The following is a 15,051-nucleotide window of genomic DNA, read 5'->3' on the forward strand; positions in this document are numbered from 1 at the left end:
AGCAGGGTATCGCTCGTCTAAGGTGTAGCCCGTTATCAGCACAGAGCTAAGGAGTCTCCCGGTGGAGCACGAAGTCGTCATCGAGATCCCCAAGGGTTCGCGCAACAAGTACGAAGTGGACCACGAGACCGGACGGGTGAAGCTCGACCGCTACCTGTTCACCCCGATGGGTTACCCCACCGACTACGGGTTCTTCGAGAACACCCTCGGCGAGGACGGCGACCCGCTGGACGCGCTGGTGCTGCTGACCGAGTCTGTCTTCCCGGGCTGCATCGTCGACGCCCGCCCGGTCGCCATGTTCAAGATGACCGACGAGGCCGGCGGCGACGACAAGCTGCTGTGCGTGCCCGCCGGTGACCCGCGCTGGGACAACGTCCAGGACCTGAGCGACATCTCGGAGTTCGAACTGGACGCCATCAAGCACTTCTTCGTCCACTACAAGGACCTGGAGCCGGGCAAGTTCGTCAAGGCCGCCGACTGGGTCGGCCGCAAAGAGGCCGAAGAAGAGCTGGCCCGCTCGATCGCCCGGTTCGAAGAGCAAGAGCACTAGTCTTTCGTTTTCCCCGAGCCTGACCCGCCGTACGCTGGAAAGCAGCGGCGGGTCAGGAATCGGCGATGGATTGGTTCACAGCACCCGAATACTGGTTCAGCCGGCTGGTGCTGGAGCGTGGCATCGCCGGCGTCTACCTGATTGCCTTCCTCTGCGCCGCAAGGCAATTCCGCGCCCTACTCGGCGCACAGGGCATGTTGCCCATTCCGCGATATCTGTCGGCGGTGTCGTTCCGGCAGGCGCCCAGCACCTTTCACTGGCATTACTCCGACCGGTTCTTCGCGGCCGTCGCCTGGTCGGGTGCCGCACTCAGTACCGCGCTGGTCGCGGGCGCCGGCGACCTCGTGCCGCTCTGGGCGGCGATGCTCCTGTGGCTGCTGCTGTGGGTGCTGTACCTGTCGATCGTCAACGTCGGGCAGCGGTGGTACGCCTTCGGCTGGGAGTCCCTGCTGCTGGAGGCCGGATTCCTCGCGGTGTTCCTCGGCAACGACTCCGTGGCGCCGCCCGTGCTGGTGATCTGGCTGGCGCGGTGGCTCGTCTTCCGCACCGAGTTCGGCGCCGGGCTGATCAAGCTGCGCGGTGACCGGTGCTGGCGCGATTTGACGTGCCTCTACTACCACCACGAGACGCAGCCGATGCCGGGCCCGCTGAGCTGGTTCTTCCATCACCTGCCCAAGCCGCTGCACCGGGTCGAGGTCGCGGTCAACCACTTCACGCAGCTGGTGGTTCCGTTCGGGCTGTTCGCACCGCAGCCCGTCGCCACCATCGCGGGCGCGATCGTGGTGGTCACGCAGCTCTGGCTGGTGATCTCCGGTAACTACGCGTGGCTGAACTGGTTGACGATGGTGTTGGCGTTCAGTGCGATCGCCGGGCCGGCGTCCGCCACACCCCTGCCCGCCGCAGCGCCGACGTGGTTCGTGGTGCTCGTCATCGGATTCAGCGCCCTGGTCGTGGTGCTGAGCTACTGGCCGGTGCGCAACCTACTGTCGCCGCAGCAGCGCATGAACGCATCGTTCGATCCGCTGCACCTGGTGAACACCTACGGCGCCTTCGGCTCGATCGGCCGCGTCCGGCGCGAGGTGGTGATCGAGGGCACCGACGATGACGACATCACCGACGAAACCGTCTGGCACGAATACGAATTCAAGGGCAAGCCCGGCGCCGTCGGCCGGCTGCCGCGGCAGTGGGCGCCCTACCACCTGCGACTCGACTGGCTGATGTGGTTCGCCGCGATCTCGCCGACCTACGGGCGCCAGTGGTTCGCCGGCCTACTGGAGCGATTGCTGCGCGGCGACGCGGACACACTGAAACTGTTGCGGCACAATCCGTTTCCGGATTCGCCACCCAAGTTCGTCCGCGCGCGGATCTTCCGCTACCGCTACGCCACTCCCCACGAACTGTGGCACGACCGGGTGTGGTGGCACCGGACGCCGGAAGGCGAGTACTTCCCGCCGGTCACGCTGCCCGACTAGTGCGCGGCTTCGATCCGGCCGGCCAGCATCGCGGTCCAGTCCGCGATGTACTCGTCATCGGGGATGTCCACCTGCGGGGCGTGGAAGACGACACGTGTCGCCTGCTTGCCCAGCAGCGCGTTGACCCCGACCACGGCGATCCGCCGGGCGTCGGCCGGATCGAGGCGGGGCGCGCAACCCCTGATCCAGTCGGTCAGCTCGCTGTAGAGGCCGTCGACCAGAGCGGCATAGGCGGCGTTGACGCGGTCCGACTGGTCGGCCGGTGTGCGGGCCGCCACCTGCAGGAACTGGCTTTCCTGGTTCAGGACGCTCAGCACGTACCGGCCGAGCAGCGTGAGCTCGGTCCGCAGCTCGCCCTCGCCGGCGAACAGTGCGCTGATGTCGTGCATCGCGCGACGCCGGTCCAACTGCCTGTCGATCCCCGCGGCGAGGACGGCCTCTTTGGTCTTGAAGTGGTTGTAGAGGGCGCCGCAGCCGGGCACCAGGCCGGCCGCCTTCTCGATCTGGGTGATGCTGGTGGCTTTGTAGCCCTGCTCGCTGAACAGCCGCATGGCCTCGGTGACCAGGCGTTCCTTGGTCCGTTCCCTTGTCGAGGTTTCCACCGCTGACTCCCCACCATTGACCGGATATAAGAAGGGTCATATATTTCGTACTAGGTCACCATACAACGCTGGGAGGCGCAATGACCGGGAATGTGCCGCGCGGACGCATCCGCCGCACCATGCCGGTCGCCGGCTTCACCGCCCGCGCCGCCGGTGGCCGGATGGTCGCGGCGCTGCGCGAGAAGGCCGGCAACACCGGCGCCGTCGAACGTTTCCACGAGCGCACCGCCGAGCAGTACGCCGAACTGCTCGGCCACTCCAAGGGCGTGTTGATGAAGGCCGGTCAACTGGTGTCGATGGTCGACGCCAATGCCATTGGCGGCGGCGAACTCTCGCCGTACCAGCGCGCACTGACGCGGCTACAGGCCGACGCGCCACCGATGGATTCAGCGCTGGCCCGGCGGGTCGTCGAGGACGATCTCGGTCGCCCGATCTCCGCGGTCTTCGCCTCGTTCTCCGACGAACCGATGGCGGCGGCGTCCATCGGACAGGTCCACCGTGCGGTGCTGCACGACGGCCGCGACGTCGCGGTCAAGGTGCAGTATCCCGGTGTGGCACAAGCCATTCGCGATGATCTGTCGAACACCGAATTGCTGGCGACGATGTTCCGGTTCGCGGCAGGCGCGGCGAGCACGCTCGGCACCGTCTTGCCCGATGTCACACCCATCGCCGCGGAGATTTCCGAACGCATCTCCGAGGAGATCGACTACCGCAGGGAAGCCGCGCACATCACCGCGTTCCATGAGCTGTACCGCGATCATCCGTTCATCCGGGTACCCGAGGTCGTTCGCGAGGCATCCGGCGACCGTGTCCTCACCATGACGTATCTGGACGGATTGGACTGGGCCGCAGCGCAAGACGTCGATCAGAACTTGAAGGACACCTGGGCCGAGGTGATCACCCGGTTCATCGCCGGAGCGTACCGGCACGGCAATCTGTTCCACGCCGACCCACACCCGGGCAACTACCGATTCGGCCTTGACGGCACGGTCGGATTCGTCGACTTCGGCTGCGTGAAGGTGTTATCCGAGGATTTGCGTAGTCGCATTGTGCGCATGATGCGGTCAGCGGTCGACGGGCGCAGACCCGAGCTGAGGTCAGTCATGATCGAAAGTGGATTCTTCACAACCGATTCCGCGCTGACAGCTGATGACGCTTATCGGTGGTACCAAGGCATCATCTATGAGATTCTCGCGCCTCAACCAGTGACCTACACCGAGGACACATCGCGGCGCGCGATCGCAAACCTCCTGGACGTACGCGATGCTGACCACCTGATGCGGCACATCACAGTGCCGCCCGATCTCGTCTTCTTTTCCCGGCTCAACCTGTCCATGAACGCCATCTTCACCGCCTTGCACGCGACCTTCCACGCCCGTGCCGCGGTCGACGACATGGACGGCGTCGCGGAGCCGATCACAGAGTTGGGCCGTCAGCACGTGGCCTGGGTTCGCGAGCGTGGCTTGCCTTTCGGGACGGACAACCATGTCCGCTAACGGCGTCACGGCGGCCCGGCTGCCCTGGGACGCCGCCGATCCCTATCCCTTCTACGAAGCCCGGCGGCGCGACGGAGATGTCGTGTGGGACAACGCCGCACAGGGTTGGTTGGTGCTCGGCTACGACGCGGCCCGGCAGGTGCTCGGCGGCGCCGGGTGGACGAGCGACCCGCTGGCCAACCCAGTCGCACGCGCGTCGATGACCATGCTGGGGCCGGAATTCGCGAAGGCGTCGATGCTCTTCACCGACGGCGCCGACCACGACCGGCTGCGCGGCGCGGTCCGGGACGCGTTCACCCGCAGCACGATATCCGGGCTGACCGAAGGCGTGGAGACCATCGCCGCCGAGGTCATCGCGCAGGCACCCACTGGCGAGCCGTTCGATTTCATGTCGCGGATCGCCCTACCGTTGCCGATCGCGGTGGTGGGTGAATGGCTCGCGCTGGAACCCGGCCACGCGGCGTCGCTGCGCGAACTGTCGCCGTCGATCATCCGCATGCTCGGCACCCTCGCCGATCCCGTGGAGGTGGCCGAGGGCTTCGGCGCCGCCGCCGCACTCATGGCGGAGTTCCTGCCGCTCGCCGCCGATCGACGGGCCAATCCCGGCGATGACCTGTTCAGCTTCATCGCCACCGATCCCGAACTGTCGCTCGAAGACGTCGTGGTGACCGCCATCCTCATCGCGGTCGCCGGACACGAAACCACCGCGAATCTGCTTGGCACCGGGCTGATTCGGCTGGTGACAGAACAGGTCGACACCGTCGACGGGGCCGTCATCACCGAGCTGCTGCGACTCGACGGTCCGGTGCAGTCGACGGTGCGCACCGCGACCGAAGACCAGACGGTGGGCGGCGTCGACATCGCCGCCGGCGACAGCGTCGTCGTCGTGGTGGCGGCCGCGAACCGCGACCCGGCGGTGTTCGATGACCCCGACCGCTTCCGCTTGGACCGCACCGGCCCCGCACCCGTGGCCTTCGGGTACGGCGCGCACTACTGCCTGGGTTCGGCGCTGGCCCAGCTGGAGTTGGCCGTCGCGTTGCGGGAAGTCCTTGCGCGCCAACCTGTTATCTGCGGCGCAGTCACGTGGCGAGATACGCCCGCCATTCGCGGACCGCAGACGTTGCCGGTGGCGTTCAGCTGATGCGGGTGTTCGTGACCGGCGGGACGGGCGCCATCGGCGTCCACACCGTGCCCGCCCTTGTCGCGGCGGGGCACGCCGTCACGGCGCTGGCCCGCAGCGATGCGAAAGCCGCTCGGTTACGGAGCCAGGGCGCTGAGCCGGTTTCGGTGTCGCTGTTCGACCGTCATGGGCTGGCCGACGCATTCACCGGCCACGACGCGGTGATCAATCTGGCGTCGGCGCTGCCGTCGACCACGGCATTCATCCGCAAATCCGCCTGGGCGGAATGTGAGCGCGTGCGTTCGGAGGGGTCCGCGAACGTTGTTGATGCCGCGCGGGATGCGGGCGTTCCGAACCTGATTCAAGAATCCGTGGTGATGATCTACCGCGACGGCGGCAGCGACTGGATCGACGAAGACCAGCCCGTCGACCACTACCCCATCACCCGCGGCAACCACGCTGCCGAGGCCAGCGCACGCCGGTTCGCAGCGGCCGGCGGGCAGGCGACGATCCTGCGGTTCGGCGTCTTCTACGGCCCGCATGCCGCGCACAGTGAACAGATCCTCGACATGGCCAAGTGGCACATCGGGTTCTCTCCCGGACGGCCCGGCACCTACCTGTCGTCGATCCACGTCGCGGATGCGGCGAGCGCCGTCGTCGCGGCACTCACGGCACCCGGCGGCACCTACAACGTCGTCGACGACCGGCCACTCACCAAGCGCGAATACGCCGAGGCCTGCGCCGCCGCCGTCGGGCGCCGCATCTGGATCAGCGGGCCGGGACGGCTGGGGCTCCTGCTCGGTGACCGACTCACGTCGATGACGAGGTCACTTCGGGTGAGCAACAAGCGCTTTCGCGAGGCCGCGGGCTGGCGTCCCCGCTACCCCAGCGCAGTCGAGGGTTACCGCGCGATGGCAGAGCTACGGTGAAACACATTCCGAGGGTGCGGATTCGCACCACGGTGTAACGCCGCGGAAGTGGTAGCGGTGGGTCGCGACCCAGCGGTAGATCCACTCTTGGAGCGCGCCGACGCCCGGGATGCCGTAAACCCACAACGGCAACCGGGTGCCGATCGCCGCGGACACCGCAGCGTTCGCCGCCTTGGCGCCACCGAGCACCTCGCCGGAGGAATCCAGCCACCACACCGATTCCATCAAGTGCTCGGGTGCCACTCCGAGTCGTTCGGCGGTGCCGGGCTTCTGCAGTGGTTCGGTGCGAAGCCGGCCGGTGCGATTCATCCGCAACAACTGATTGCGGGCGCGGGTACACATCCCGCACTTGCCGTCGAAGAACAGCACACCGTCCATGACTTCATCATGCGCCGCCAGGCGCGGCCGGAAACCGTGAGTCGCCACACATCAGGGCTAGTTGCGCATGATTCGCGGGCGCGATCCCTCGTCGATGATCGCGAGATGGACCCTGCGGGTCAGGATTTGCAGTCCTGTCGGCATCGGCGGCGCGGCGGAGGTGTAGACCGCACCGGTCGGAGTGGTCAGTGTGACGGTGTGGCGGCCGTGCCGGTCGTAGGTTGTGACCGCGTGCCAGCCGGGTTCTTCTTTGACGTAGTTGCAGTGCGCACATTGGCCTTGACCGTTGTGCACGCTGGTCGGGCCATGCTGCGCGTGCGGCCGGATGTGGTCGGTGTGCCGAATCCTGGCGTTGCAGTACGGGGTCCGGCAGATCTGATCCCGCAACGCGATGAACCGGGCCAGGGCTTTCGGGAACGCCCGGGATTTCGACTCCATCGCCACCAGCTTGTTGGTGCCCGGCTGGGCGTACAGGCGCCGCACCGCGGCCGCGCCCTGCGCATCGAGCGCGCCGACCAGGACGAGATCCCGCGCTATTTCGGCCGGGATCGGCCCGTACCCCTCCAGATGCGCCGGTTCTGAGCCACCGCCGAGCAGGGTCTCATCCGAGAGCACCAGGTTCGCCGTCACCGGCACCGGCGACTGCACCGGGTTGCGGCCCGTGACCCGCTGCACCATCACGTCGACCATGATCTGGTCGTGGGTGCGGCCCAACCCGGCCGGTACCGTCGTGCCCGGCAGTGTCGAGGCCAGCGTGCTCGCCGCCTCATCGGACAGCGCGGTATGCATGGCGCGGCCTTCGGCAGCCGGCAGCCGCACGCTCACGGTGGCCATGCCGTCACCAGCAGGCCGGAACCGGACATGACGCCCGGCCGGCGCGCGGCGCACCCGCTGCACGATCGCCTCCTGATCGAGCCGGTAGGCGATCCGCTTGGCCTCGGCGGTGATCTCGGCATCACCCTTACCATCGAGAATGGCAGGGTCCGAGCACAATTCGGCATCCAGCAGCCGGCGATCCAACACCGACAGGCACTCAGCCTCTTTGGTGATCAGCTCGGCCCGGTGCTCGGAGAGCACACCCGACTCCAACGCGGCCAGCGTGCACGGCATGTCCGCGACCAGGATGCGGGCCATCGCCATCAACCGCTCACCCCGATGCGGCGACTCCCGCCGCGCCAACCCGATCTCCGAACCCAGCGCGGCCCGCGACACCCGCGGCCCACCCGCCGCGGCAGCCGCCACCCGCCGCGCCTCCAGTTCGGCCGCAAGCCGCGCCTGCTCCGCCGCCGCACGCGCTTTGACCCGTTCGAGCTCCGCCATGCGACCCGACAACGCCGCCTCATCGGCCTCAGGGTCCATCAACGGCGTTTCGAACATATGTGCGATTCTATCGGATACCTGTGATGCACGCCAGACCCCAGATAAATGAATTTGCCCCGCTGTAACACGAGGAAATCTGCCCGTACCCTGCAGATTCGATGATGTCTATGTGTTGATGCATCAGGGAATCGGTCTCGACGCGTTCAACGCCATGCCGAAGCAGCGGGCGGTGCACGCACTGTACGAATGCTGCTACAGCGTGCCGCTGGCCGGCAGCCTCGCCGACGGGCGCGCCTACAAAGACCACGACCACCTGTTCCGGCGGGCGGACGACCTCCTCTTCGCGCTCGGCGACTCCTCGGTGGACGCGATCCTGCAGGCCTATCCGCAGCTCGGCCGCCGCCCCGGCAGCGCCCGCTCACAGTTCGAACAGTGCGCGGTGTGCGACCGCGACCCCGATCTCATGGCAACCCTGACCGCGCACGCCGCGACCTACCGGGACCACTTCGGCTTCGACTTCGTGATGTTCGTCGGCGCCATGAGCGCCCACGAAGTGCTGACCCACATGGCCGACCGCATGCACAACGACCACGAGACCGAGCGCAAGGTGGTCCGCAACGAGCTGGCCCGCATCAACCGGACGCGATTGGAGCGCATGCTCGGGCCTGAAGGCGGCTACAACAACTGGTAACGAAGCCGCCACGGCGTGCCCGCCGCCAGGAAGCGTTCGCCAAGCCTTAGTAGTTTGTACCCGTGCATCAGGAGATCCCCCCGCAGTACGTGCGTTCGGCGAACGCACCGCAGGCCCGGACCCTCATCGACATCCTCTACGCCACGGCCGCCCAATATCCCGATGCACCCGCCATCGACGACGGCACCGTCCAGCTCACGTATGCCGAGCTGATCGCCGACGTCGAGGAGAGCGTCGCCTGGCTGGCCGCGCGCGGCATCGGCCGAGGTGACCGCATCGGCATCCGCATGCCGTCGGGCAGCTACGCGCTGTACGTGTCGATTCTGGCGACCCTCGCGACCGGCGCCGCATACGTCCCCGTCGACGCCGACGATCCCGAGGAACGCGCCGCGCTGGTCTTCGGCGAGGCCGGCGTCGTCGGCATCATCACCGAGGCGGGCCTGGTCCGCGGGCCCGGCTCGACCCGCGGCTGGCAGGCCGGCCGCCCGCTGACCCGCGACGACGCCTGGATCATCTTCACCTCCGGCTCCACCGGCACCCCGAAGGGCGTCGCGGTGACGCACCGCAACGCCGCCGCGTTCGTCGACGCCGAGGCCGAGATCTTCCTGAAGGACAATCCGCTTGGCCCGGGCGACCGGGTGCTGGCCGGGCTGTCGGTGGCCTTCGACGCGTCCTGCGAAGAGATGTGGCTGGCCTGGCGCCACGGTGCCTGCCTTGTCCCGGCCCCGCGCTCGCTGGTGCGCAGCGGCATGGACCTCGGCCCGTGGCTGGTGTCGCGCGACATCACCGTCGTCTCGACGGTCCCGACGCTGGCCTCGCTGTGGCCTGCCGAGGCCCTGGAGGCCGTGCGTCTGCTGATCTTCGGCGGCGAGGCCTGCCCGCCCGAGCTCGCCGAGCGCCTGGCGGTCGAGGGCCGTGAGGTGTGGAACACCTACGGACCGACCGAAGCCACGGTCGTCGCGTGCCTCGCGCCGCTCGGCGGTGGCCCGGTCAGCATTGGCCTGCCGCTGCCCGGCTGGGATCTGGCGGTCGTCGACAAGGACGGCCTGCAGGTTGGCTACGGCGACGTCGGCGAGCTGGTGATCGGCGGCGTCGGCCTGGCCCGCTACCTGGACCCGGAAAAGGACGCCGAGAAGTACGCGCCGATGGAGACCCTCGGCTGGGGCCGCGCGTACCGCAGCGGCGACCTGGTCCGGCTCGAGGCGGACGGACTCTACTTCCAGGGCCGCGCCGACGATCAGGTCAAGGTCGGCGGCCGGCGCATCGAGCTCGGCGAGGTCGACGCCGCACTGGTCAACCTGCCGGGTGTCAGCGGCGGTGCCGCCGCGGTGCGCAAGACCGCCACCGGCACTCCCCTGCTCGTCGGCTACATCGCCAGCACCGACCCCGAATTCGATATCACCAAGGCCCGCAAGACTCTTGCCGAGTCGCTGCCGGCCGCGCTGGTGCCGCGCCTCGTCCTGGTCGACGAATTGCCCACGCGCACATCAGGAAAGGTCGACCGCAACGCACTGCCGTGGCCCATCGAAGGGGCGGGCGCGGCGGGCGACGACAGTCCCGACCTCGACGGCACCATGGGCTGGCTCGCCGGGCTGTGGCGCGACGTGCTGGCCTCCCCGATCGACGGACCCGGCGCCGACTTCTTCGCACTCGGCGGCGGCTCACTGTCCGCCGCGCAGCTCGTCTCGCTACTGCGGGAGAAGTACCCACAGGTCACCGTCGCCGACCTGTACGACCACCCGCGCCTGGGCTCTCTGGCCGGCTACCTCGATGAACTCGACCCGCCGCCGCTCGTCGAAACCCGAAGCGTCACACCGGTTCCGCTGACGACGCAGCTCATCCAGACCGCTGCCGCGATCCCGCTCGCGACGCTGGCCGGCATGCAGTGGGTCGTGTGGCTGGCCATCCTGAACAACGTCGCCGCCGCGCTGCACCTGCTGCCCTGGGCCCACACCGTGAACTGGTGGGTGATCCTCGTCGGATTCCTGGTGTTCGTCACGCCGCTCGGCCGCATGGGTATCGCCGTGTTCGCCGCCCGCGCCCTGCTGTCCGGCCTGGAACCGGGCACCTACAAACGTGGCGGCTCCGAGCACCTGCGGGTCTGGCTCGCCGAACGGCTCGGCGAGGCCAGCGGCGCCGAAAACCAGGCCGGTGCACCGTGGTTGGTGTACTACGCCCGCGCACTGGGCAACCGCGTCGGCGAGGGCGTCGACCTGCACTCGACGCCACCGGTCACCGGCATGCTCACGCTCGGCGACCGCTGCTCGGTCGAGCCGGAGGTCGACCTCACCGGCCACTGGATCGACGGCGACCTGTTCCACGTCGGCCCCATCAGCATCGGCAACGACGCCACCATCGGTGCCCGCACGACGCTGCTTCCGGGTGCGGTGGTCGGCAAGAACGCCGACGTCGCACCGGGTTCCGGCGTGATCGGCAAGGTCAAGGCCAAGCAATACTGGAAGGGTTCGCCGGCGGTGAAGTCGGGCAAGGCCCATCACCCGTGGCCCGACGAGCGGCCGGGCCGCGCGCCCATCTGGGTGGCGATGTACGGGCTGACGTCGGTGCTGCTCGGCGGACTGCCGATCCTGGCCCTCGCCGCGGGGCTCGCGGTGCTGATTCTGCCGGTGCGCCATACGCATTCGCTGCCCGAGGCGGTCCTGCCGGTCGCGTTGTGGACGCCCGTCGCCGCGGTGGTCGCCATGGCGGTGTACGCCGCGCTGACCGTGATCGGGGTGCGCCTGCTGGCCCTCGGCCTGACCGAGGGCTACCACCCGGTGCGCAGCCGGGTGGGCTGGCAGCTGTGGGCCACCGAGCGCCTGATGGACGCCGCCCGCAACTACCTGTTCCCCATCTACGCGAGCCTGCTGACGCCGTGGTGGCTGCGGATCCTCGGCGCGAAAGTCGGTAAGGACACCGAGATTTCGACGGCCCTGCTGACCCCGAAGTTCACCGAGGTGCTCGACGGCGCGTTCCTGGCCGACGACACCATGGTGGCGTCGTACGAGCTCGGCGGCGGCTGGATTCACGTCGCCAAGGCGACCGTCGGCCGGCGCGCGTTCCTCGGCAACTCGGGCATCACCCAGCCCGGCCGCCGCGTCCCCGACGACGGTCTGGTCGCCGTGCTGTCGGCGACGCCGCACAAGGCCAAGGCCGGTTCGTCGTGGCTGGGCAGTCCGCCGATCCGGTTGCGCCGCCAGCCAACCGAAGCCGACGCGGTACGCACCTTCCATCCGTCGCTGCGCCTCAAGGTGATGCGGTCGACGGTCGAGACCCTGCGGATCGTCCCGGTGATGGTGACGTTCGGCATCGGCGTCGCGGTCCTCGGCGTCCTGCAGGCCCTGGCCGGCGAATTGGGCTGGGTGTGGGCGGCATTGGGCGCCGGCCTGGTCCTGCTGAACGCGGGCGCCATCGCCGGTGCCATTGCCGTGGTCGCGAAGTGGTTGATGGTCGGGCGCATCCGGGCCGTCGAGCACCCCCTGTGGTCGCCGTTCGTGTGGCGCAACGAGGTGTCCGACACCTTCGTCGAGACCGTCGCCGGCCCGTGGTTCGCCCGCGCGGCCAGCGGCACCCCGGTGATGAACCTGTGGCTGCGGGCCCTCGGCGCGGCGATCGGCCGCGGCGTGTGGTGCGAAACCTATTGGCTGCCAGAGGCCGACCTGGTGACGCTGGGCCGGGGTGCGACGGTGAACCGGGGCTGCGTGGTGCAGACCCACCTGTTCCACGACCGCATCATGCAGCTCGACACCGTGGTGCTGGAGGCGGGCGCGACGCTCGGTACCCACTGCGTCGCGCTGCCCGCGGCCAGCATCGGCGCGGGCGCGACCGTCGGCCCGGCCTCCCTGGTGATGCGCGGCGACGCGGTGCCGGCCTCGACGCGCTGGCAGGGCAATCCGATTGCCCCGTGGGTCGGCAAGAAGCGCAAGTCCGGCAACCGACAAAAGGCGCAGGCCGCGTGACCCGGACAAACAAGAAGGACCGCAAAAGCGTTGCGCCGGTGATCGATCCGTACCTGCCCAACAACGGCAACTTCGGTTTCCGGGTGTCCCGCTACGAGCTGAGCCTCGAATACAAGGTCGAGAGCAACCGGCTGACGGGCATCGCCCACATCACCGCGGTCACCCTGGCGTCGCTGAACTGGTTCACCCTGGACCTGTCCGACGACCTGTCGGTGGCCAAGGTCGAGGTCAACGGACGGCGACCGGCCAAGTTCCGCACCGTCAACGGCAAGCTGCACATCACGCTGGCCGACCAGCTGCCCGCCGGCGCCGCGATGAAGGTGACGGTGCGCTACGGCGGCAACCCACGCCCCATCAAATCCATCTGGGGCGCAGTCGGTTTCGAGGAACTGACCGAAGGGGCCCTGGTTGCCGGGCAACCGAACGGCGCGGCGTCCTGGTTCCCGTGCGACGACCACCCGAGCAGCAAGGCCAGCTACCGCATCGCGATCAGCACCGACAGCCCGTACCGGGTGGTCGCCAACGGCGAGCTGGTCAGCCGGAAAACCCGTGCGGCACAGACCTTGTGGGTGTACGAGCTCGCCGAGCCGACGTCGACCTATCTGATCACGCTGCAGATCGGCCGCTACGAGTCGGTGCGCCTGGCCAAATCGCCGGTGCCGATGTCCGCCGCCCTGCCGCAGCGGCTGATTCGCAACTTCGAATACGACTTCGGCCGCCAGCCCCAGATGATGCAGCTGTTCACCCGGCTGTTCGGGCCGTATCCGCTGTCGACCGGCTACACCGTCGTCGTCACCGACGACGACCTGGAGATCCCGCTCGAGGCGCAAGGTATTTCGATCTTCGGCGCCAACCACTGCGACGGCCGCCGCAGCGCCGAGCGGCTCATCGCGCACGAGATGGCGCACCAGTGGTTCGGCAACTCGGTGACGGTACGACGCTGGCGCGACATCTGGCTGCACGAGGGATTTGCCTGTTACGCGGAGTGGCTGTGGGCCGAGGAGTCGGGCTGGCGCACCGCCGACCAGCTGGCCGCCCACAATCTGCAGAAACTCCGGGGCCTGCCGCAGAACCTGCTGCTGGCCGATCCCGGGCCCGAGGACATGTTCGACGACCGCGTGTACAAGCGCGGCGCACTGACCCTGCACGCCCTGCGGCGCACCATCGGCGACGCGAATTTCTTTGCGCTACTGCGTGATTGGACCACCCGGTACCGGCACTCGACCGCGCTGACCGACGACTTCACCGGCCTGGCCGCCAATTACACCGACCAGTCCCTGCGCGGACTGTGGACCGCGTGGCTCTACACGACGGAGCTGCCGGCACTGTGAAACCCAGCGGTGTGGCGCGGGTCGCCGTCGCGACGGTGCTCAGCGCGCTCTGCGGCTACGCGATCCTGTACCTCGCCGCGCGCGATCTGGCCCCCGCCGGGTTCTCGGTGTTCAGCGTCTTCTGGGGCGCGTTCGGGTTGTTCACCGGCGCGGCCAACGGACTGCTGCAGGAGGCCACGCGTGAAGTCCGCGTCGCGCGCATCGCTGAGCCCCAACCAGGACCGCACCTGCAGCCGCTCCGGGTGGCCGCGCTCGTAGCCGTTGCCGCGGGCCTGCTGATCGCCGGCACCGCCCCGCTGTGGGCGGCGCACGTGTTCGTCGAATCCACCCCGCTGAGCGTGACGCTGCTGAGCGTCGGCCTCGCCGGCTTCTGTCTGCACGCCACGTTGCTCGGCGTGCTGGCCGGGGCCGACGGCTGGACGCAGTACGGGACGCTGATGGTGACCGACGCGGGTATCCGGGTCGCCGTCGCGGTCGCGGCGTTCATCCTGGGCTGGGGCCTGGACGGCTACCTGTGGGCCACCGTCGCCGGGTCGATGTCGTGGCTGATCCTGCTGCTGGCCTCCCACGTCGCCCGGTCCGCCGCCGCCATCCACACGCCCGGCACCCCGCGGACGTTCCTGACGGGGTCGGCGCACTCGATCGCCGCCGCGGGCGCCAGCGCCGTGCTGGTGATGGGTTTCCCGGTGCTGCTGCAGGCCACGTCCCGCGACCTGGGGGCCACCGGCGGCGTCATCATCCTGGCGGTGACGCTGACCCGCGCCCCGCTGCTGGTCCCGCTGACCGCCATGCAGGGCAACCTGATCGCGCATTTCGTCGACAACCGCAGGCTGCGCGCGCTCCTCACGCCGACCCTGGTGCTCGCCGGACTGGGCGCACTGGCAGTGGTGGCGGCCGGGCTGCTCGGCCCGTGGCTGCTGCGCACGCTGTTCGGGCCCGAGTACGCCGCGAGCGGCGCGCTGCTGGCCTGGTTGACGGCCGGCGCCGTCGCCATCGCCTTCCTGACCCTGACCGGGGCCGCCACCGTCGCCGCCGCGCTGCACCGCGCCTACGCGATCGGCTGGGTGAGCGCCACCGTGGCCGCAGCACTGTTGTTGCTGCTGCCGCTGGACCTCCAGACCCGCACCATCGTCGCGCTGATGTGCGGACCGCTGGTCGGAATCGTCGTCCACCTCGCCGCGCTGAGCGCGATCAGGCGCCCCTGAG

General features: G+C 68.8%; 12 protein-coding genes. 9 read left to right on the plus strand and 3 right to left on the minus strand.

Annotated features, from left to right (window positions below; translation table 11 throughout):
* Positions 1–61: 61 nt before the first annotated feature.
* Both ACZ5IQ_RS26240 and ACZ5IQ_RS26245 read left to right on the plus strand, forming a co-directional pair.
* Positions 62–550 carry an inorganic diphosphatase gene (locus ACZ5IQ_RS26240; protein ID WP_029118967.1) on the plus strand — a complete coding sequence of 163 codons (489 nt, stop codon included), beginning with the start codon at positions 62–64 and terminating at the stop codon, positions 548–550.
* A 65-nt stretch (positions 551–615) separates the two neighbouring features.
* Positions 616–2,022 (plus strand): lipase maturation factor family protein, encoded by a 1,407-nt coding sequence (locus ACZ5IQ_RS26245; protein WP_212807302.1) that lies wholly within the window; start codon positions 616–618, stop codon positions 2,020–2,022.
* Here the strand turns inward: ACZ5IQ_RS26245 and ACZ5IQ_RS26250 are convergent.
* Entirely contained in the window at positions 2,019–2,573 is a 555-nt protein-coding gene (locus ACZ5IQ_RS26250; protein WP_212814550.1) for a TetR/AcrR family transcriptional regulator, read from the minus strand. The genes ACZ5IQ_RS26245 and ACZ5IQ_RS26250 overlap by 4 nt on opposite strands.
* Before the next feature lie 131 nt (positions 2,574–2,704).
* On the opposite strand from ACZ5IQ_RS26250, the gene ACZ5IQ_RS26255 reads away from it, so the two are divergent.
* From ACZ5IQ_RS26255 to ACZ5IQ_RS26265, 3 genes are read left to right on the plus strand one after another with little or no spacing between them, the layout of a single operon-like run.
* Positions 2,705–4,120: an ABC1 kinase family protein gene (locus ACZ5IQ_RS26255; RefSeq protein WP_212807303.1), complete on the plus strand. Its 1,416-nt coding sequence runs from the start codon at positions 2,705–2,707 to the stop codon at positions 4,118–4,120.
* On the plus strand, positions 4,110–5,261 hold the full coding sequence (locus ACZ5IQ_RS26260; RefSeq protein WP_212807304.1) for a cytochrome P450: 1,152 nt from the start codon (positions 4,110–4,112) through the stop codon (positions 5,259–5,261). Before ACZ5IQ_RS26255 ends, ACZ5IQ_RS26260 begins: the two co-directional genes overlap by 11 nt.
* A complete protein-coding gene (locus tag ACZ5IQ_RS26265; protein ID WP_212807305.1) occupies positions 5,261–6,169 on the plus strand; it encodes an NAD-dependent epimerase/dehydratase family protein in 909 nt (302 codons plus the stop codon). Before ACZ5IQ_RS26260 ends, ACZ5IQ_RS26265 begins: the two co-directional genes overlap by 1 nt.
* Here ACZ5IQ_RS26265 and ACZ5IQ_RS26270 read toward each other — a convergent pair.
* Both ACZ5IQ_RS26270 and ACZ5IQ_RS26275 read right to left on the minus strand, forming a co-directional pair.
* Positions 6,161–6,595 (minus strand): thiol-disulfide oxidoreductase DCC family protein, encoded by a 435-nt coding sequence (locus ACZ5IQ_RS26270; protein WP_306307996.1) that lies wholly within the window; start codon positions 6,593–6,595, stop codon positions 6,161–6,163. The two genes, ACZ5IQ_RS26265 and ACZ5IQ_RS26270, sit on opposite strands and share 9 nt — an antisense overlap.
* A 9-nt stretch (positions 6,596–6,604) precedes the next feature.
* Positions 6,605–7,924, minus strand: coding sequence for an HNH endonuclease (locus ACZ5IQ_RS26275; RefSeq protein ID WP_212807306.1), 1,320 nt, complete (start codon positions 7,922–7,924; stop codon positions 6,605–6,607).
* A gap of 112 nt (positions 7,925–8,036) precedes the next feature.
* Here ACZ5IQ_RS26275 and ACZ5IQ_RS26280 point away from each other — a divergent pair, with 112 nt between their 5' ends.
* The 4 genes from ACZ5IQ_RS26280 (at position 8,037) to ACZ5IQ_RS26295 (ending at position 15,050) form a co-directional block, all read left to right on the plus strand.
* Positions 8,037–8,558, plus strand: a complete 522-nt coding sequence (locus tag ACZ5IQ_RS26280; protein WP_318985393.1) for a 2-oxo-4-hydroxy-4-carboxy-5-ureidoimidazoline decarboxylase — start codon at positions 8,037–8,039, stop codon at positions 8,556–8,558.
* A gap of 62 nt (positions 8,559–8,620) precedes the next feature.
* Positions 8,621–12,514, plus strand: coding sequence for a Pls/PosA family non-ribosomal peptide synthetase (locus tag ACZ5IQ_RS26285; RefSeq protein WP_464480497.1), 3,894 nt, complete (start codon positions 8,621–8,623; stop codon positions 12,512–12,514).
* Entirely contained in the window at positions 12,511–13,845 is a 1,335-nt protein-coding gene (locus ACZ5IQ_RS26290) for a M1 family metallopeptidase (protein ID WP_406774087.1), read from the plus strand. Before ACZ5IQ_RS26285 ends, ACZ5IQ_RS26290 begins: the two co-directional genes overlap by 4 nt.
* Entirely contained in the window at positions 13,812–15,050 is a 1,239-nt protein-coding gene (locus tag ACZ5IQ_RS26295) for a polysaccharide biosynthesis protein (protein ID WP_371824494.1), read from the plus strand. Before ACZ5IQ_RS26290 ends, ACZ5IQ_RS26295 begins: the two co-directional genes overlap by 34 nt.
* The last annotated feature ends 1 nt before the right edge of the window (position 15,051 follow it).

Source organism: Mycobacterium toneyamaense (genome assembly GCF_055384815.1).

Bases quoted from the DNA above. Each gene is read 5' to 3' on its own strand.
- ACZ5IQ_RS26245 (WP_212807302.1), top strand. From the start codon at position 616: ATGGATTGGTTCACAGCACCCGAATACTGGTTCAGCCGGCTGGTGCTG.
- ACZ5IQ_RS26250 (WP_212814550.1), bottom strand. From the start codon at position 2,573: ATGCGGCTGTTCAGCGAGCAGGGCTACAAAGCCACCAGCATCACCCAG.
- ACZ5IQ_RS26255 (WP_212807303.1), top strand. From the start codon at position 2,705: ATGACCGGGAATGTGCCGCGCGGACGCATCCGCCGCACCATGCCGGTC.
- ACZ5IQ_RS26260 (WP_212807304.1), top strand. From the start codon at position 4,110: ATGTCCGCTAACGGCGTCACGGCGGCCCGGCTGCCCTGGGACGCCGCC.
- ACZ5IQ_RS26265 (WP_212807305.1), top strand. From the start codon at position 5,261: ATGCGGGTGTTCGTGACCGGCGGGACGGGCGCCATCGGCGTCCACACC.
- ACZ5IQ_RS26275 (WP_212807306.1), bottom strand. From the start codon at position 7,924: ATGTTCGAAACGCCGTTGATGGACCCTGAGGCCGATGAGGCGGCGTTG.